General features: G+C 57.5%; 14 protein-coding genes and 2 pseudogenes. 12 read left to right on the plus strand and 4 right to left on the minus strand.

Translation table 11 applies throughout. From position 1 onward, the window contains the following. Positions 1–385 precede the first annotated feature (385 nt). Entirely contained in the window at positions 386–592 is a 207-nt protein-coding gene (locus N2605_RS27905; protein WP_260344003.1) for a hypothetical protein, read from the minus strand. Positions 593–846: 254 nt separating this feature from the next. On the opposite strand from N2605_RS27905, the gene N2605_RS27910 reads away from it, so the two are divergent. The 10 genes and pseudogenes from N2605_RS27910 (at position 847) to N2605_RS27955 (ending at position 10,189) form a co-directional block, all read left to right on the plus strand. Then, positions 847–1,080 (plus strand): nodulation protein NopA, encoded by a 234-nt coding sequence (locus N2605_RS27910; protein WP_260344004.1) that lies wholly within the window; start codon positions 847–849, stop codon positions 1,078–1,080. Between the two features lie 115 nt (positions 1,081–1,195). Beyond that, entirely contained in the window at positions 1,196–2,086 is an 891-nt protein-coding gene (locus tag N2605_RS27915) for an FHA domain-containing protein (protein ID WP_260344005.1), read from the plus strand. A 27-nt stretch (positions 2,087–2,113) separates the two neighbouring features. Continuing rightward, positions 2,114–2,653: a hypothetical protein gene (locus N2605_RS27920; RefSeq protein WP_260344007.1), complete on the plus strand. Its 540-nt coding sequence runs from the start codon at positions 2,114–2,116 to the stop codon at positions 2,651–2,653. A gap of 2 nt (positions 2,654–2,655) precedes the next feature. After that, positions 2,656–3,084 carry a type III secretion apparatus assembly chaperone SctY gene (sctY, locus tag N2605_RS27925; RefSeq protein WP_260344008.1) on the plus strand — a complete coding sequence of 143 codons (429 nt, stop codon included), beginning with the start codon at positions 2,656–2,658 and terminating at the stop codon, positions 3,082–3,084. Positions 3,085–3,092: 8 nt separating this feature from the next. Then, positions 3,093–5,210 carry a type III secretion system export apparatus subunit SctV gene (gene sctV, locus N2605_RS27930; protein ID WP_260344009.1) on the plus strand — a complete coding sequence of 706 codons (2,118 nt, stop codon included), beginning with the start codon at positions 3,093–3,095 and terminating at the stop codon, positions 5,208–5,210. 106 nt (positions 5,211–5,316) lie between these two features. Continuing rightward, entirely contained in the window at positions 5,317–5,832 is a 516-nt protein-coding gene (locus N2605_RS27935; RefSeq protein ID WP_260344010.1) for a tetratricopeptide repeat protein, read from the plus strand. A gap of 851 nt (positions 5,833–6,683) precedes the next feature. Beyond that, positions 6,684–7,388 carry a hypothetical protein gene (locus N2605_RS27940; protein WP_260344011.1) on the plus strand — a complete coding sequence of 235 codons (705 nt, stop codon included), beginning with the start codon at positions 6,684–6,686 and terminating at the stop codon, positions 7,386–7,388. Between the two features lie 506 nt (positions 7,389–7,894). Beyond that, positions 7,895–8,276 (plus strand): annotated as a pseudogene (locus tag N2605_RS27945) (M16 family metallopeptidase); the annotation flags it as partial. A gap of 385 nt (positions 8,277–8,661) precedes the next feature. Next, positions 8,662–9,411 (plus strand): P-loop NTPase family protein, encoded by a 750-nt coding sequence (locus N2605_RS27950; protein WP_092302639.1) that lies wholly within the window; start codon positions 8,662–8,664, stop codon positions 9,409–9,411. A gap of 58 nt (positions 9,412–9,469) precedes the next feature. Continuing rightward, positions 9,470–10,189, plus strand: coding sequence for a hypothetical protein (locus N2605_RS27955; protein ID WP_260344014.1), 720 nt, complete (start codon positions 9,470–9,472; stop codon positions 10,187–10,189). 272 nt (positions 10,190–10,461) lie between these two features. Here N2605_RS27955 and N2605_RS27965 read toward each other — a convergent pair. Together N2605_RS27965 and N2605_RS27970 are read right to left on the minus strand one after the other, a co-directional pair. After that, positions 10,462–12,293: pseudogene (locus N2605_RS27965) on the minus strand (NEL-type E3 ubiquitin ligase domain-containing protein). A gap of 1,407 nt (positions 12,294–13,700) precedes the next feature. Beyond that, complete coding sequence (locus N2605_RS27970; RefSeq protein ID WP_260344019.1) at positions 13,701–13,931, minus strand: hypothetical protein; 231 nt, start codon at positions 13,929–13,931, stop codon at positions 13,701–13,703. A gap of 3,470 nt (positions 13,932–17,401) precedes the next feature. Between N2605_RS27970 and N2605_RS27975 the strand changes: the two genes are divergently transcribed. Continuing rightward, positions 17,402–17,701 carry a cytochrome-c peroxidase gene (locus N2605_RS27975; protein ID WP_260344020.1) on the plus strand — a complete coding sequence of 100 codons (300 nt, stop codon included), beginning with the start codon at positions 17,402–17,404 and terminating at the stop codon, positions 17,699–17,701. Positions 17,702–17,727: 26 nt separating this feature from the next. On the opposite strand, the gene N2605_RS27980 is transcribed toward N2605_RS27975, so the two are convergent. Further along, positions 17,728–17,898, minus strand: a complete 171-nt coding sequence (locus N2605_RS27980) for a hypothetical protein (RefSeq protein WP_260344021.1) — start codon at positions 17,896–17,898, stop codon at positions 17,728–17,730. A gap of 143 nt (positions 17,899–18,041) precedes the next feature. On the opposite strand from N2605_RS27980, the gene N2605_RS27985 reads away from it, so the two are divergent. Further along, complete coding sequence (locus N2605_RS27985) at positions 18,042–18,242, plus strand: hypothetical protein (RefSeq protein ID WP_260344022.1); 201 nt, start codon at positions 18,042–18,044, stop codon at positions 18,240–18,242. Positions 18,243–18,585 lie beyond the last annotated feature (343 nt).

An 18,585-nucleotide genomic window follows, 5' to 3' on the forward strand; every position in this document is an offset into this window, starting at 1 on the left:
TGCGCGAGGATCGAGAGCACATTGGTCCAGAGCGGTAGAAGTCGAAGGGTTCTTTCTCGAGTGGCGGGCTTCTGCTCGGTCTCCCTGAAGGTGGGTCGCGATTGACGGATCTGCTATGGACCCGCCATGACCGAGGGGCCGCTTTGGTCGTGAATGGGCCGTCACTCTGATTTTCCGCCTCGCTCCCGACCAGGTCAAGCTCCATGCCGCGTCACCTGACCGCATGCAAATTGTCGAAAGAGCTCGGAGGATCGCAAGGGACGTGAGCCCGAGATTGCAGCACGTCGGCAACGATCTGATCTCCAGGTTCCCGGCCAACTTGTTCAAATACGGTTGGCTTGGTGAAGACGTATAGTGATGATCGACCATCGGCTCATTGCATTCTCTACGACTCGTCAGCTTGTCGAAAGCTAATACTTGCATAGTGGAGGGCGGAAACTGCCTCCATCGGCACGATCGAATTGACATAGGAGAACCGATGCGCGTTACGAGCTCTAGCGGCGCTGGGCACGTTGATGCTGACCTCCATGCGGCTGGCGGCAAAAGCGGCGGCAAAAAAGGATCTCACAAGCCTGGCGAGCGCGACGATCATGGCCGATCGCCTGATGCAAACATTCCCGTAAACGGCGGCGCGCCCACTCCGGGCGGTAACTCGCATGAAGCCGCTATGCAGCAAGCGTTCAACGTCGCTCTGGGAGCCGTTGCTCTCCAATTTGTGAATAGTGCAATGAGCCATTTCGACGATGTCATGGCCGAGACAGAGGAGGATTCCTGACGTCGCGTGTTGCGACGCTAGGAAATAGGAGCCGCACGTGGCGGCGAAATTCGAGCACACAGGAGAATAGTATGACTAAAAATGTTGGTGCGTCTCATACCTCGACTGCAGGTGGGTCAGCCGGCACCGTTATTGCTGCAGCCGGATCCACGGCTGCTGAAGCTGCTGGAGAGGCGGCATTCCAACGGCAAATCGCCGCTCTGACTGCGACCAGCACAAAGGCTGCTGAGAGAGATGTGGAACTTCGCGTCGTCTCGACCGAGCTCTCGACCGTCAAGAAAGCGGCCGATGAGCGGGTGCAGTAAGGGATGAGATGGGGCGACGTCGCCGCCCCACTTTCCCCGGCTGCTTAGTCTGTGAAGTTGCAACGGGCCGTACGGTTTTGCCGTACGGTTCCGTTCGCTGTTCAGGAAACCGACCGTGAATGAACCAAATTGCCCGCAATTCGAAGTGTTGTCGGGCTGTTACTCCGGGCTGACAAGTAAAGTGGGGGCCGGATCGTGTCTGATTGGCAGCAGCCTCGATGCTGACTTAATCTTCGTCGAACAAGGCCTCGAACCGCGCCATCTTCGTGTCACCCCCCATTCGAATTCAATCGAGATCGAGGCCCTTGCGAGGGACGTTAGGATCGAGGGGCACGAGACTGTTTTACCGAACGAATCCATTGTTGTCCCTCTTCCTGTCGTTTTGCATGCCGGGGCGATGTCCATTCGCTGGACGATCGAGGACTACAATCAAGCTGACTCCATCGACCGCCGGCATGTATCGCTCGCCTTTCTCGCTTTGGTCCTGATCAGCTCTGCCGCGGTTGGCGCAGTCTCATCCAGTTTTGTCCAGACCGATACCACCGTGGCGTCAAGTCCGTCGTCCCCTGCTCCGGATATTGCGCCCAAGCTGGCGCTCAGCTCTCCTGATGCTCTGGCCACCGATGCAGCTGCCGAACGGTTGCAAGAGGAAGTTGACAGAGCGGGCCTTGTCGGCATCAAGGTCGGCTCTGTGGCGGGCGTTGTCACCGCCGATGGCACCATTACGCCCGCCTCGCTCGCGACATGGCGAGACGTCCAGCAGCGGTTTGATCACAATAGCAATGGCGCTTATACGCTCGTCAATGCGGTGGCTATCAAGGATGAGAAGACGCCTCCCGCAATTGGAGTCCAAGCTGTTTGGCGCGGGAGCGATCCCTATATTGTCATTGCTGGTCAAAAGTATTTCGTCGGCGCGCTCTTGAGCAATGGATGGACCGTCTACGGGATTGAGGAAGGGCGTGTTCTGCTGAGCCGGGATGGCCGGCTGGCCACTCTGCCCTATTAGCGGCCGCAGGTAAGGAAGCAACGCGCCATGACTAGGCTGCCCCCGAATCCAGTCGAGCCCGGCACCTCTTTTCAGGAGCCACACGTTGATCTTCATGCATCTGCCATCACGCCGGTCAATTCTCGAGCCAAGTCCATCGGGATTGACCGGACGCGTGGCAATGATGACAAGAGCCACACCTCGATTTCTCGTCATAGTGATGTGGTGGATCGCTCGGTGGACGCAACGATCGAGAGCGCGCTCGAGCTCAGTTCGATCGATGCAGTTTCGCGCATTAATCTCGACGAGGCGCGCGCCCCCCCAAGTCAGATCGAGCCAGGCTCGGAACTCGCTTGGCTTAATGAGCCCAATCTCGCGCACAGTCTGCTCTCCTTCGTGACGCCGCGCTTACGTCATTCGCATGTTCTGCGTCCTGAGCAACACGGCCTTCTTCTGGAGCGTTTGGCTGATACGTTATCGGCCGCGCCAGAGGATTTGGTGCCACGTGAAGGGGCCGCCCTCCTGCAACTGGAGCTGCAACGTTTAATCCTGCTCCGGCAAAGTCACAACGGCTTGATCAAAGGCTAGCAATGGTCGGGCCAGACAAAGTGCAACACTTCACATCTACACAGCCGCCAATCGTTTCCGAAACCAGCGCCGTCGAGCTGATCTCCGGGCCGGAGCGAGATTTGCTCTGCGTGCTTTCTTATGTCTACCTTGCGTGCGGACAGAGCGCCAAGAGCCTGGCTCTGTTGCGGCTGGTCGCTCACGAACAGTCTCAAGACATCGGCCTGCTCCGCATCCTGGCCTACGCTCTCATCTCGGAGCGTCGCGGTGACGAAGCGCTGTCGGTATTGGACAGGCTTGACAAACTGGATGACGAGCCGTCTTCGTGTCCGCCCTTGATGCTGATGCGCAGCCACGCCCTGCGTCACGTTGGCCGCATGACCGAAGCGAAAGCCGTCTTCAAACGCTATGTTTTGTTGCGGGGCAGCACAGCTACAATCAAACGACAATAAGGCTTCTCATGGCCAACCTTCTACGAAATCTCATCACGCGCGCGCCGGCTCACCCGGATTTGATGGTCGCGTTGATGCTTCTCCTGGCGATCGGAATGATGATCATGCCGATCCCGATCGTTGTGATCGATATGCTGATCGGCTTCAATCTGGGGTTTGCCATATTGCTGTTGATGGTAGCCCTGTATCTCAACACGCCGCTCGACTTTTCGTCCCTACCGGGCGTCATCCTGATCTCCACCGTCTTTCGTCTCGCTCTCACCGTTGCAACGACGCGACTGATCCTAGCCGAGGGCGATGCCGGCAGCATCATCCATACGTTCGGCGATTTCGTTATATCCGGCAACATCGCCGTCGGCATTGTCATATTCCTGATCGTGACCATGGTGCAGTTCATGGTTCTCGCCAAGGGCGCCGAACGGGTGGCAGAGGTATCGGCGCGCTTCACGCTCGATGCGCTGCCGGGCAAGCAGATGGCTATCGACGCGGAGCTGCGCAACGGCCACATCGATCAGCACGAAGCCCGCAACCGGCGCGGCGCGCTGGAGCGAGAAAGCCAACTGCACGGCGCGATGGACGGCGCTATGAAATTCGTGAAAGGCGATGCCATAGCCGGACTAATAGTCATCTGCATCAACATGTTGGGTGGCGTCACGATCGGGTCGCTCTCCAAGGGCTTGTCCCTCGACGAGGCGATGCATCAATACACCATCCTGACGATCGGTGATGCGCTCATTTCGCAGATTCCGGCCCTGCTGCTGTCAATTACAGCCGCAACCATTGTCACTCGTGTCAACGGTCCTTCCAGAGTCAATCTCGGCGCCGATATCGTCAACCAACTTACGGCCAGCACACAAGCGCTACGCTTGGCCTCCTGTGTCTTGCTTGTGATGGGGTTCGTTCCTGGCTTCCCTTTGCCCCCCTTTGTCATACTGGCCGCGCTGTTCTCCGCCGCCAGCTTTCTCAAGGTTGGCGTGCAAGAGGGCAAGACCGCTCCCAAGGCCGGCGCCGGTCCCACCGGTTCGGCTCCCGCTTCGGCACAAGGTCAGAAGCAAACCGTGCCCGCGGAGGCACTTCCGATTACGCTGTTGCTAGCGCCGAGCCTGATGCAGGCAATCGACGTAGGGGAACTCGAGCAGTGCGTCGCACGGGTATCGGCACTGGTTTCAGCTGATCTTGGCATCACAATTCCACGCATTCCCGCCCAAAGCGCACAGCACCTGGCCCAATCGCAATTCCGGGTGGATGTCGAAGGAGTGCCGGTAGAAGAAGGCGCCATTGCCCCCACACAACTCTTACTTAACGACGACGTGGCGAACATTGAATTGAGCGGGATCCCCTTTTGGCAGGACCCAGACACGAATCGGATCTGGATCGAACAAGGCCATGCGCCTGCTCTCAAAGCTGCCGGAATAGGGCACCACCGTCCGAGCGAAATCATCGCCTTGCGCGTCCAGTCGACGTTGACTCGCTATGCACAGCGCCTGGTGGGCATTCAGGAAACGCGTCAGTTGCTTAGCCGGATGGAGCAGGAATATGCCGATCTGGTGAAGGAGGTGCTGCGCACGACACCGATCCCTCGCATTGCGGATGTCCTACGTCGCTTGCTGGACGAGGGCATCCCGATCCGTAACACCCGTTTGGTTCTGGAGGCGCTTGCAGAATGGAGCGAACGGGAGCAAAATGCCGTACTGCTCACCGAATATGTGCGCTCCGTTCTGAAGCGGCAGATCTGTCACCGCTATGCCAACGCCCATCGTGTTGTGGCGGCCTTTATCGTCGAGCGTGAGACCGAGGATATCGTGCGAGGTGCGGTGCGCGAGACCGCTGTCGGTCCCTACCTCGTTTTGGAGGATCGGCAAAGCGAGATGCTACTTTCACAATTTCGCCAGATCCGTTCGAGCATCGCGCGCAGTCAGAACCAGCCAGTTATCCTGGGCTCGATGGATATCCGGCGCTTCGTCCGCGGCTTTCTCACCCGCAATGGAATAGACCTACCTGTTCTCTCGTATCAGGATCTCGCCTCGGATTTCACCGTCCAGCCGATTGGGTCCGTCAAACTTGCGCCTGGCAAGGACAAGACTTCTACAGGAGGGCATCGTGACCTCCTCCCTGCGGCCGGCTGACGAACACAGGTGTGAGGTCGTGAGGTCGCTTATGAACTCATGTAAGATTAATGTTCTACGGCGCTGGCGTAACTTTTGTCGTCATTCGTGCTCGGCCTCTCTCCCCATGCTTGCCATTGTGCTGCTCGCGGGTTGCGCTAACTCACACAAGGCGAGTCTTTCACAGCAGCCAACGTCTGCGGCAGAGCTGGTTGGGGCCAAGGAGGTCGATCCAGCTATGCGCGAGCGCCTCTCTCACGCCCTCAGTCAGGATGCTGACGAGAAGACTTTGCGCGATGCGCTGAAGCAACGACCTAACAATGTCGATGCGGCGATACCTCTTGCGCGGGCCCTGCTGATGCGCGAAAGCCCTGATGAGGCGCTTGAGGTGCTCGACAACATCTTGCTTGCAGCACCCGGCGACCTGCGCGCACTGAATGCCAAAGGTGTTGTGCTCGATCACGAGGGACGCCATCACGAGGCGCAAACGCTATACCGCCAAGCTTTGGCAATCGACCCAGAAAATCCGATGTTGAGCAACAATCTCAAGCTGTCGCTCGCCCTTGAAGGGAGGACGCAGAACCGCAATCCGGACCCACAACTGCAAGCGGCTGGCCGGCTCGCACCGAACCGTTCGAGGTAGCCAACGAAAAAGAGCGGATCGCAATTGCTCGGTGCCTCGCTGTCAGCTTACCGACAGCTAGCCGATTATCAGCTGCCGTAGAGCCTCAAGAGTTATATTCCCTGCGAAGCGACAGTTCGTACAATGAAAACGGCATGTATAACCTGATCAATAAACCAACCACTCGCCAAGTGCATCCGCGACCGACCCACGAACGCTCGTACTGAACTGGAAGTCAAACGTTCCAGGACATAGTCTCTACTACGAATTCGGCGCCATCGAATTCTTCCCTCGGGCCGATCTTGGATGGCAACCCCGCCGTACTCCCTCGTTTCCGAGGCGCCAGTGGTTGATATCTCAAAGTCTTCCGTCGGGCGCGATTAGTTTCCTGGACGAGACCAAACGAGCGCCATTACCATCGCCAGGACGACCACCTGTGGCTGGAGGGGATGAACAGAGAAGCTTCTGGCGCTATTGCTGCCGGCCAAAGCAGCGAAGATGCACGTGTGCCGCTAGTGGTGCTTCAAGCGTGCCGCAGTCCTCCCCCCTCAGGCGGCTTCGTGGATCTGCGGAAACTATGGTGCCTGTCAGCATGGCAGCGCCGCCGGATTCAGGTGAGGCCGTGTTGGACCGGCGACCAGCACTGACGAGTGTCCCTGGTTTTGCGGCCGTGTGCATCACGAAAGGCTACTGCACCATCAAGGCGAGGCGTCAGCCAGCCGGAAGGCCTCTGGCCATCAGCCTACCAAAACAAGGAGACGACGGCACCTCTTGTTTGTCTGTAGAATATGCTGTGCGAGCGTACGGCTGATAACAGATGACCACAATGTTGCGCCGGAGCGCTCGCACCGTACGCGATTAGGGGCACTCGGATGATCACGCCGTTTCGACGGAACTGGAGTCCAAAAGACTTATTTGATGCTCTTACGCCAGCGATGTTCGCCGCCGAGGCGTCGGATGTCCGCGCACGTTGGGACAAATTGTGGCCTGATCTGTACACCGAATATGACGCCCGGCATCTAAAACAAGAATTAGTGGCGCGAAATCTTATCGTCTCCGATGAAGCTGCGGCATTTTTCAACGCCTGGGCAATCGACGAAGAGCGCCACACCGACGGATTCATCCGGATCATTGAACTTGTCGGCAATGAATCCGAAAAGGATCTCCGGGAGAGATTGGACGCTCGATCTCATGATTTTGGTCCGATCATGGAACACCTGACGGACGAATTCTCCCTATTGGCCATGATCGCATTTGATGAGATGTGCACTTGCCGCGCCTATGCGGCAGAAAAGCCGTTTTATGACACACTTGGGAACAACACGTTCCATCATTGGCTGCGGGAGGTAATTGCCGACGAGGCCGTCCACTCGATGAACGCCGTTAACGTTATCCGCGCGCGCTATCGCGACCGCATTGGCCAAGTCGGCACAATTCTCGATAACCTAATCCGCGCGGCCGATAATGTGCGCTATTCTGGCACCTTCGTCCTGGACTACTTCGGAGCAGTGTACTCCAAGGAGCTGCTCGCCGACTCCCGTCGCGCGACCATGAGAAATATTGCCAAGCCACTGTAGAGCGAGTTCGGTAACAGCGCGCCGCCGAAAGTTGCACCGGTATCATATCGCCGCTTAATCCACTTTTCTGCAAGTTTTCCATTTGATCAGTTGACGCCATGTCGTCCTGACGCCGTTGAGCGCAACGTCGTGTTCACGACATGGCGACGGTCACCTTTGTCCAGAATAGTGGCGCCGGTTCTGTTTTGTGTCGAGTTGGCGTGCGCGCGGCTCAGTACGCCACCCCGACAATTGGTCCGACCCTTCTGCTGGCTCCCCGTTTTGTAGGATTTCTCAGCCACAAACATGGATCAGTATGGAACGAAAGGCGATGCCATGAGCCGGATTCCGGTCACCGCCAAGGCGGGAGGTACCACCGCTAATTCCTCCAACTTGACGACGCCCACGCGCTGGCGATCGAGCACAGAACGGATGATCGCACTGACTTATATCTTCCTGAAGAGGGTAGCGTCGTTGCCCACGCGGTCGGATTAGATCGACCAGCGAGTTACAGGCTTCACAAAGGCCTGCAGGTGGTCGTGATCCCGGATCATCGCACACCCGCTGTGACTCAGATGATCCGGTATAAGGCCAGTTCCGCCGACGAGCCGCCCGGCAAATCGGGCTTGCGCATTTCCTCGAACACCTGATGTTCAAGGGCACCTCCAAACATCAGGCGAATGAATTCTCCAAGGCCGTGCTGCGCGCCGGCGGCGATCAGAACCCCTACACCGGATTCGACTACACCAGCTACTTCCAGCACGTGCCGCGCGAGCACCAAGATGATGGAATTTGAAGCCGACTGCATGACCGGTCTCGCTTCTCAAAGATGAGAACGTGCTGTCCGAGCGCGACGTCGGGCTGGAGGAGTTCAACAAGCGCCTCGCCAACCATCCAGGTGAAAAGCTCGCTGGACCTTCGATCCACCGCGCTCGCATTCCGACGCTACGTAAGATTCGATCGCTTCATATCAAATCTAGATAGCGACAGCGATAGATAACGATGGCAATCACAACGATCACCACGGGCCGACCGTTGATTCTTGGCGACACATTCCAGCCGCCCACAAACCTCACGTAGATCACCAGTACAAGCGATTAATCACCATTCTCGGCCTGCATCGTCGTTGTGATCTAAGGACATCACTCGCTTGATGTTGAAAACGTTCATCGGCAGCAGAGCTCTCGCATCGAAGATTCATTGCCCCTTCTTTCTGCCATGTTCGCACCCAAAGCAGAGACGCGCCGGTTGCGCAATTTGCGTGCGGCAATAGCGAGTGTCTCAGGAGATTTCCATGGTGAAGCCAGTTGTAATTGTGGTAGGCGCGGACAAGGGAGGAGTCGGCAAGACGACCGTATCACGAACGCTACTGGACTACTTCAGCGTCAACAACGTGCAAACACGCGCATTCGACACCGAGTCGCCGCGGGGAACACTGAAGCGCTTTTATCCCGAGATCACCGAAATCGTCGACATGACGACGACGGCGGACCAGATGAAGATCTTCGATACCCTGAACTCTGGGCTGTCCGTCACTGTCATCGATGCTCGCGCAGGCTTACTGTCCTCTGCGTTGGCTTCCTTACGCGACATCGGATTTTTGGACTCGGCACGGTCTGGCCAGATCACGTTTGCCGTGTTCCATATCCTCGGATCATCCATCGCTTCACTAGACGAGATCGCGGAAACCGCGACCTTCATGAGCGGCGCAAAGTATTACCTAGTCAAGAACTTCATCAACGACACTCAATTCTTCCAGTGGGATCAAGCGACATACAATTCCTATTTTCACCGGATCAAACATGCGACTGAATTGGTCATACCGAAGCTTAACGAGATGGCTTATGAGCAGGTGGAAGTCGCATCCGTCCCATTCATAGACTTCGTAGCAAACAAGGGGCGGAACGATGAACCCGCGAACAACTCCTTCGTCCTGCGCGGCTATGTCCGCCACTGGCTGGCAAATGTCTGGAGCGAGTTTGATCGTATCAACTTGACGGAATTGGCCGGCGCGAAGTCCGCCACCCGGGCCGGCGAGAAGTAGTCGCATATTCGGCGAGCTCAGGTCGGGCCCACGTACGAAACAAATTGATCTGCTGGCTATGTTAGCGACCCCCATCTACATCATCTGCTCTCCTAGCCCGCAGGTCGGTAAAACCCTTATCGCTCGGGCCATGAGCGAGTTCTTGCTGCTGAAGAACGGCACAGCGCTGTCGTTTGATGTCAACTTGAAAGAGCCGTCATTGCTCGACTACCTCCCGCATATCACAGAGACCGCGGATGTGATCGACACTTACGGCAAGATGCAGCTGATGGACCCTCTTGTCATCCACGATGGGGTATCCAAAGTAATCGATCTCGGCTTTCACGCCTTCGACGAATTCTTCAAGATGTGCGAGGAGATCGGCTTCATGAAGGAGACTGCGCGCTGCTATGTCGCTCCTATCATCCTCTTCGTCGCAGGTGCTGACCGCATCTCGTTTCGCGGTTATGAAATGCTGCGGCGGCGAATTCCGCCGGCGTCGCTGGTCACCGTCCACAATGAATTCGTGCTGCGCGGCGGATTACCTGAAGCGATGGATGGCGAGCGGGTGCTTCGGATTCCCGCGCTTCCGCTGTTCCTCAAGAGATATATAGACCGGCTTAGCTTTTCCTTCACTGGATATCTGCGTAACGAGAAGGACTGGTCCACCGAGCTGCATCAATGGATCCGACGGAATTACAGCATGTTTCGTGATCTGGATTCGAGTGTGATGCTGCGAAAGTCCTATCGATCTCGGGGGACAGATATCGACAGTCTACGTTCCACAAGGGCTACTTGAGACTCCGATCTGCTCGCCAGCTATTCGTCCGGCTATGAGCAGTCTTCAATAGCGTTCTCAACGGGACGCGAACGCATGAATTGCGGTGTACGAATCTGCAGTGGATTGCCCATCTTTACCGTGATCGTCCGCACCGATCACGCGAGCAGCAAGTGACGGCAGCTCATTCGCCGAATGGCTCATGCAGACACGCCCGTCCCTGAAAGGATTGATGACTGTCTTCACCTCGTGAGCGGCTAGGCGGATCGACAGGCCCTTCCATCAGAGGACGCTCATAGATCAAGGCCGAGTTCCCCGAGCACCCGGTGCATGACCGCGCTTTTGATCTCGCGAGCGATCTCGTTTCGGATCTGGGCGCCGAGCACCCGCTCGGCATCGGCATCGCCTGTCAAACCTTCCTGGGCCAGTTGGAGACTCAGACGGGTTTGAAACTCTTCGCCCATCGCGTCGACGAGCCGCTCTTGCATGGCAGCATAATCTTCGGGCGCAATACGCCTCGTCACGCTTTCCCACGGTTGCCAGCGCGTTGCCAGATAATCGGCAAATTCCGCCGCTTCCTGATTCCGCACCGATGCCTCAGCCGTGGCCACATCATCCTCGGCACGTGAGAGACGTTCATGAAGCGCATGTCGGGAGCGATGTGCCGCAGCTCGAGCCGGTCACGCAGCTGGGTTTGGTAGGCAAGATACACCTCGATTTCATCGACAACCGCGCCGGGATTGGCACGTCGAAGCGAGTTGACCCTCTCGCGCGCGATTCCGTCCAGCGCTTCCAAGCGAAACATGACGCGGCCGTGCTGGAGCAGTTCGCCCAGTCTCCCGTCATAGAAGCCGTCCTCGACATCAGCGTTCAGGCGTGCGGTCTGCATGCCGTTCCAGGCCAAAGTAATGCGATCCTCGCAGCTCGCGTTCGCTCCCGAAGCCAACTGGAAATATTGCTCGCGCAGACGCGGCCTGACGGCTGCCTGCCGCAAATCTTCGGCGATCGTCTGGCGGAATGCCTCGTTGCCATAGTTCACGGTGGCACGGAGCCTGTCGAGGAAGTGTGCATAGTCCGCTGCCCTCGCTTCATGGCCGAAGTGCTGCCAAATGGCCATTGCCGTGGGCTCGCCCTCGAGCCAGTCCGCGGCAACCTCTTGCAGGGACCGCGGCTGAGGTTCCTCCGCTCCATCCGCGGTCGAGTAGAAAACCTGCGGGCCGGCATAGTGTCCGGCGTGCATCGCTGTTGCAAGGTCGGCCTGCACCCAATCGGCAAGCGGATTATTCTCCAGATCAACGCTCGAGTTACGACTTAGCTCCGTCAGCAGGGTCTCGGGCACGCTGGTCAGCTGGTTGTTGCTGGCGCCGAGCCACAGCAGCTCGGGCGGGACCGTCTCAGGCAGGCTGGTCAGCCGATTGTGGCTGGCGCTGAGCCATTGGAGCTCGGCCGGAAGAGGCTCGGGCAGGTCCGTCAGCTCATTGTATGCGACGTTCAGACGCTGGAGCCCGGCTGGAAGCCCGGGCAGGTGGGTTAGGCGGTTGCCGCTGACGTCCAACTCCTGAAGCGTTGCTGGAAGGCGTCCGGGCAGGCTGGTCAGCTGATTGTTGTCGACACTCAGCCGCCGCAATCCCGGCGGCAGCTCTGCGGGCAGGCGCGTCAGCCCATTGCTGATGGCATAAAGCCGCTGCAGGCCAGGTGGAAGCTCGGGTAGGCTGGTCAGCCGATTATTGCTCGCGTAGAGCCGTTGGAGGCTCGCCGGAAGGGTCTCGGGCAGGCTGTTAAGCTGGTTATTGTCGACATTCAGGCGGCGCAACCCGGCCAGAATGGACGCCGACAACGCCGTCAGGGACAGAGACGACAGATCTAGCGGCTCATTGAGATCACCCGCGCCCCGCCAAGCCCTGGTTCGACTTACCGCCTGTTGCCGATTCTCATGTTGCCCCTGCCCGTCTTCGGCAGCCCAGTCCGTCAACATCTCATCCTGCGAGGCAGCCGCCTCGGCAGCGGACGCCTGAACGTCCGTTAAGGCCTCTCCCCACTGCGATGCGGCCGGAGAGCCCGGTTCGGAGCTTTCCGAATCGGATATTACGGAGGGAGTACCAGCGCCGAGCTGTTCTGCATTCATCGATGTCGTCTCTTCGGTAGCAAAATGAAGCAAACGCGCCGGGGCGGCGCATCTTAGAACCGGTAAACCGCCATGGAGAACGCTCCACCGGCTAACTGCAATGAGGACCCATCACACAGCGGGGCCGCCACGCGCCGCTGGCGCGAATACGCTGCTGCGAGTGCACCGATTAACTTCAGACGGTGCAGCGAACCCAGGCGAAGTCTCGCTCTCGGATCAGTTGATATTGGAGGCTATCCCGATGTCCCCCTGCCAGATCTACGCCCCTTGAGCCGGGGCTGCCAGCGAGTAGCGATATTCATGATAGGAGAGCCAGCTGTCGATAAGCTGACGGACCGCGGAGCGACGAAACTGGACGGCTTTCATCAATTACACAACCTTAGGCTCATGGCCTCGCAGATGAATCAGTTGGAGCTGGGCCGACTGGTGCCAGGTGCCGGCACGCTGGCAGTCGGACGCTTAGGCCGCCAACTTTGCTGTCGCTTGCGGAGGCGACCCCACTTCCCCCTGCGTTCAAACGCTTATACTAAATAGCTGAGCTAAAAAGCTTGCAGACCACAATGCCGCTCGGCCTTCTACCAGACGCGGCGCGCACCCGATGTTAACAACACGGACTCGTTAAATTTCTTCGATGACGAGTTCTCAGCATTGACATCGGCCACAAAGACTGCCCCTCCGCTCACCGTCGCAGATCTCGACGGGCAAGTGCTGATGAGACGGCACTTGACCGTGCGCGTTCGACTGAATGATCGAACAGCTGCATCTGCACTGGTGCGACAAGAATTTCCGTCTGTCGAGCTCAATTTAGTCGATCCGCACCGCGATCAATGAACTCGAGCATCGACTGCGTCTCGTTGATCTCGCGTGAAACATGTTTCAATACCCGTACTGCTATCTCTCCGCCGCGATCAGCCCGCTCTCTCGCAGGCTAACCCAAAATGATGCATCAGCCCTCGTCAGAGGGCGCGCGATACGACTCTGCAACAAGCTGGTCGTCAATGACGAAAGCATGTGCTCGACGACTTCATTCTCCGCCTGGCTCAAGACCTTGTCCTTCTGATTTTTAGTTCAGTTCTGTATGGCCACCACATCACGAGAGTGTCGCTGCGAAGGATAGTCATCTTCGACACTGCAGCTTCATGCCCGTCGAACGCTGCTATCGAGAGATTTATTTGGTCGGCCACCTCACGGCTCAAACCGCTTCTCCTCAGCACTTCAGCTAGCGCGAGTTGCACGATTATGATAGTTACACAGCGACATTCCGCTCCTTTGGAGTGCCGGTCGAATAATGCTGCAAATATGCCCCCCTAATTCCGACCTTCCCAATCAGAACGTCGTCAAGTTGCGACACACGAGAAGCTATTCTCTCGCAAACGTCCCGGCCGGCCTGACCTCCGGCCTTTCGGCTCAACGCGCTGCATGTCGTGGCATCCCCCACGATCTTTTGGCACGGATGCTTTCCTCGAAGCTCGGCAGAAATCTAGATTGAAGCTCAACCGCCGCCTTTTGCTGGAACACCGAATGGTCAACGTTGCGCAGTTTCTTGTCGCGCGTGACCACCACTGTTGAGAATGCAACGATGACGCTGGAGCGATCTATTTCGCCTAGCGCCCCCGTGAGGCTGGTTTGGAAGGACATAAGACCTCCCGAGCTTTCACCGCAGCGCTCTGTGCGGCCATCAGTGCTGCCGGTCATCGCCTCTGGCCGGATATGAACAGTCTATTCCGCTGGAGTATTTGCTTGCGAGCGCGGGCTGTTCACCCAGCGCGCTTTCTCTGGACCGCTAAAAAAACGATTACGGCTGGGGTCAGACATATTCTGCTGCCTGTATCATTCTATCATCAAGGCCATCTCGCGATTCCAACTGGTCAGTGTACTTTGACCCGACGTCCCGTGCAGAGTGCAAATGGCTCCCTGGCCATCGCCCGCAGGCGAGAAAACTGGCAATCAGCAGGCCGTTCCAATCGACCTCCACTTGCGATGCGCCATCAACGCCTGCCAAGTGGGCCTTTATCTTTTACGCATCAGCACGCCTACAACCTGTCGCAGCTTGAGATTCAAGCTATTAAATCGTTCTTCTGAGGTGGACTGTGCACAGCGGATGTCGATAGCAAGATTGTCCATGGAGCTCATTTGGCTCGACACTGCGTCTAGCCGACATTTGCCTCGGATTGCCAAGATCCCAATCCCGGCGCGTGCGTTTCTTTGATTGGATGGCGCGTACCTAGGATCGCAGTCGGGCTGGCTCGCCTTCCTCAAACAATCGTCTCCATGGCTTTCTCATGTTGTTGATGTGGTCCACCTCGCCCATAAATTATTTATCGGGTAAGCGATTGCGAATGCCGGGTACGGCCGCGAGACTGACAGCATCAGAGAGGAGGCGTTCGCAAGAAGCTGCCGCCGCTTTACGCCGCTTGGGCCGCAAGAGCTCGACATGGCTAAGGTCCAAGTCGCGAGCTGTGGCCCAAGTCAGGTGGCGCCCACCGATTCAACTGGCAAAAAAGTCGTCAAGCCCTTGCAAGTTCCGCCGCCATCGACCATGGGACATGCGTTGTGCGTTAATAGTTCCTGCTTGAGCCGTCTGCGTGTCGCACATGAATTTAACTGCTCCGGTTCTCGGCTTTTCTCGCGCCCTAATCAATTCTGTGGAGCGCAGGAATTGTGCAAGGCACAGGATCGCAGCGCCGTGAAAACGCGAGGATCTGCCTCGATTTCTCGCCGCGCGCGCGGTGTAGGGTGATATTGATGATAAGAGTGGCATACATTGAACTGCTCGCCGAAAGACGGGCGGGACGTGGCAAGTCCTCGGATGCAGTTGCTCGGCAGGAACGCGGAGCCAAGGAATGGCCCTCGATACGATCGCCATATTGATACTCCATGGACACGAAGTGAACTATATCTGTGATGGCTTCAATTGATGATACACTGAGTGAGATCAGATGGCTGCGGAACGAAATCTGGCGCTGCCGTCGATTCCTTAAAAGGGACCTACCTGGGGCGGAGCGCAAGGCCGTTGAGAAGCGTCTGCTTGAACAGCTTTCTGCCTTTGAACGGCTCTTGTCGACGGCGTTTCCTTTGACCTTGAGCCCTAAAGTGTATTCGGCCAAGAGCACCACGATCGGGCGAAGCGACTCACCTGAAGCACACCTCGAGAACGCCGCTATGGCATCAAGCGGTTCCCTCGGGAAGTCGATGGGGCTAACAAACTATCTGTACCTTGAGCCGGGCAGTCGAGACGAAACTGATCCACAGCTGAGAAATCTGAGGAAGACCGCGATCGAACAAACCTCCAATGCTCACATTTCGCCGATCTTTTGGAAGTTATAGCCGATTTGGCCACCTGCCGGAAGATACTTGGTTGCCAACCACAACGCCGTAGATTGATGCGCAGAACGGATTCCTGCAGATGTCCGGCTGTACCCACCACAGTTTACGCAGATTGTCCTCTCGACCGGTTACAGCGGGGCCGATGGCAATCTCACGACGGCCTTAAAGTCGCGGATGGCTGCAGCGCTGAACAAAGCGCAACTGCTGCAGTACGAAATCGAGGTTCAGAGCGCATTACAACCTCGTAGCACGTCTATGGGCGCACTATCGATGGCTGACCGAGGCCAATCGATTTACCCTGCTCAGCCGCCCTGATAGATGAACTGCGGCTCGGCTCACTTTTCCAGCCCGCTCGACTTTCGGCCGCCAAGCGGGCCAAACTCCGGCGCTCGACAGCCTGAATACCTCACTGCCGCTCCATTTTTGCAACTGCCGCTCGGACGCCTCACTCTCGTTGAAGGACGACCGGAAGCCTGTTGAGACGTCGTCTCGGTCTGTCGTTACTCTCCGCGGCGGTCGGCACCATGCGGCGGCATTCGCCGCGCAAGTTCTTGAAATTGTCCCTAAGACAAAACATCGCTACGTCCACATCGCTACGCCCTGTAAAGCGGTCACAGAAGCGGATCACCTCTGATCTGCACGACATCAAGACTTGCTCGGCCCGCCGATCTCGCGCGCGAGCGTGTCCTGTGCACCACGTCGCTGCGATCGCGATCCCGGCGAGGGCGGCTGCACAGCGACGCGCATTGCAAGTCCAGCCCATTCGTCGCTCTTGATTCACCAAACCTCTCTTAAGCCGCATATCCACCACTATTGTTCTCGGCCGCGCGAGCATAACCTGTTTACCGGATTGGGCCGCCTCTGTCTCGCTGTTGCGGGCCGACGCAATGATTGCGGGCTCCCGAATCATCGTCGCGCCACACGCAGCACGCTGATGCAAAGACCGAGATACAGCAGAGATCGGCCGTTTAGCGCTTGTGTGGCGATGCCGGCTCCCAATACGGCGTTCTGCTTGGCAAGGCTACAACCTGACGCCACGATCGATTCAAGCACTTTGAGGGGTCGTCAAGTGTGTGAGACGGGCAGCATACCCACATTGGGGGCAGTACGACGAACTCCCGACAACTGGACGCCTGACCGACTGCCCCCGGGACGATCGTCCCCAATGTTGGTCGATGACGCTCTGCCTGGTGTTGGGGTTGAGGGCGCAAGGGCACGCATCGAGACGATCAGCGACAAGCTGGGTCGACACAGCTCGCTTGTTCGCGGCTCCAACCAGCTGACCTGCAGAGAAGGGTTTCGTACGATGGGCTTTGAGAAGTACAGAGGTTTGGACCGACAGGCCAGGTACGATGGCTTGCATGGTGATCGTCGTAACTGTCACCTACGGTCGATACCATAGCCTCAAGCCGGCTGCTGCTATTCACGGTGGGCAATTGCTCAAAACCAGCTCAGCGGCCTCGAGCCGCCGGCATGCCGATTGCTACAAACACCGACAGCGCGTCAGCCTGGGTGCAGCCTAGCCGGAACCCGGAAGACACCATGCGTGGTCGACGTCTTTCTGCGGACGGGCGCGGACCGCGCGCTACGTTCGCGATTTCACGATGTAGGACAAAAGCGAGCCTTCACATGAGGAAATTAGCGGTGCGCGAGCTTTCCCTGGCCGGCAGGTTACGTGTTGTGGCCGCAGCCATTCTGGTTTTGCGAGCAGCAGGCGCCAATGAGGATCAGATGAGCGCTGCCAAGCGGATTTCAAGCCGATTCCCTCAGCCGTTCCCGCGGTGAAGGACAATCCTATCACCCATGAAAAGGTCACACTTGGCAAATCCTTGTCTTTCTGGCTATCGGCGAGCGGGGTTATTAGCTGCAACACGTGCCATAACCTTGGGACTGGCGGGATAGATGCCGGCCCAACGTCGATTGGTCATCGTTGGCAGCTGGGGTCGCATCGTGCGCCAACAGTCTATAACGCGGTCTTCACCGTGGCGCAGTTCTGGGATGTGCGCGCGGCCGATCTCAAGGCGCCGGCCTGTCCAGTCCAGGGTCGAATGCGACGCCCGAACGCGTGCTCAGCACATTGAATTCAATGACTGATTATGTCGTATGTTCAGTAAGGCTTTTCCCAATGATGCGGAGCCCGTGACGTTTGAAATCTCGGCAAGGCCATCGAGGCTTTCGAGGCGACGTTGACTACTCCTGCCGCCCCCTCGATCAGTACCTCGATGACGACGGATATGCTCTCACTGATCAGCAGAAAGCCGAAGCTGAAACTCTCCATCGAAAAGGGATGCTCCTCTTGCCACAACGGGATCAACGTCGGTGGACAGGATTACTTCCCGTTCGGCATGATTAAAAGGCCAGCCGAAAGCCTACTTCCGAGGGAAGACAAGGGTCGTTTTTCCGTCACCAAGGATCTCGGCGATGAGTATGTTTTCCGCTCGGCGCCGTTGCGCAAGTCGCATTGCGCTCCCCTACTTCCATTCTGGTCAGGTTTGGAGTCTTAAGCAAGCGGTTGGTGTGAAGAGTGCGGTTCAGCTTGGTGCAAAGCTCGGCGATGAAGAAGCTGACGAGGTTGTCGCCTTTCTGAATTCGCTCACCGGGCAGCTTGCCAAAGATCGATGACCCTGTACTGCCCACGCGGACCATTGCAATCCCGAGGCCCTCCTTAGACAGTAGGCCTTCTCGATAGGGACACGCTACGTTGTGATTAGGAGGGAGATAGCGCTGCCGCAACGAAATCAGGCGATGTTGCGGTCCAAGCTGGAGCATTCAGTGGGCCCACCTTGCGAGCCTCGAGCCCCAACGTTGGTCGCTGACGCAAGAATTCCTGAGGGGGCCTGTCAAATGGTCCATCTTTGGCAGCTCAATCCCGGGTCACCTGGCATTGCAACGAAGGTCTGCGCCCTGAAATGCGCGCGTAGCCGCTGCTGCGAGGAAGATTCTCTCCCGTAGTTCGCGGGCACCG

Source organism: Bradyrhizobium yuanmingense (genome assembly GCF_025200905.1).
Taxonomy (GTDB): domain Bacteria; phylum Pseudomonadota; class Alphaproteobacteria; order Rhizobiales; family Xanthobacteraceae; genus Bradyrhizobium; species Bradyrhizobium yuanmingense.

Excerpts from the sequence above, each read along its gene's own strand:
- N2605_RS27905 (WP_260344003.1), bottom strand. The coding sequence starts at position 592 with ATGATCGTCGCGCTCGCCAGGCTTGTGAGATCCTTTTTTGCCGCCGCT.
- N2605_RS27980 (WP_260344021.1), bottom strand. The coding sequence starts at position 17,898 with ATGGAGAGTTTCAGCTTCGGCTTTCTGCTGATCAGTGAGAGCATATCC.
- N2605_RS27970 (WP_260344019.1), bottom strand. The coding sequence starts at position 13,931 with ATGTCCTTCCAAACCAGCCTCACGGGGGCGCTAGGCGAAATAGATCGC.
- sctV (WP_260344009.1), top strand. The coding sequence starts at position 3,093 with ATGGCCAACCTTCTACGAAATCTCATCACGCGCGCGCCGGCTCACCCG.
- N2605_RS27940 (WP_260344011.1), top strand. The coding sequence starts at position 6,684 with ATGATCACGCCGTTTCGACGGAACTGGAGTCCAAAAGACTTATTTGAT.
- N2605_RS27920 (WP_260344007.1), top strand. The coding sequence starts at position 2,114 with ATGACTAGGCTGCCCCCGAATCCAGTCGAGCCCGGCACCTCTTTTCAG.
- N2605_RS27955 (WP_260344014.1), top strand. The coding sequence starts at position 9,470 with ATGTTAGCGACCCCCATCTACATCATCTGCTCTCCTAGCCCGCAGGTC.
- N2605_RS27950 (WP_092302639.1), top strand. The coding sequence starts at position 8,662 with ATGGTGAAGCCAGTTGTAATTGTGGTAGGCGCGGACAAGGGAGGAGTC.
- N2605_RS27935 (WP_260344010.1), top strand. The coding sequence starts at position 5,317 with ATGCTTGCCATTGTGCTGCTCGCGGGTTGCGCTAACTCACACAAGGCG.
- N2605_RS27985 (WP_260344022.1), top strand. The coding sequence starts at position 18,042 with ATGAGTATGTTTTCCGCTCGGCGCCGTTGCGCAAGTCGCATTGCGCTC.
- N2605_RS27910 (WP_260344004.1), top strand. The coding sequence starts at position 847 with ATGACTAAAAATGTTGGTGCGTCTCATACCTCGACTGCAGGTGGGTCA.
- sctY (WP_260344008.1), top strand. The coding sequence starts at position 2,656 with ATGGTCGGGCCAGACAAAGTGCAACACTTCACATCTACACAGCCGCCA.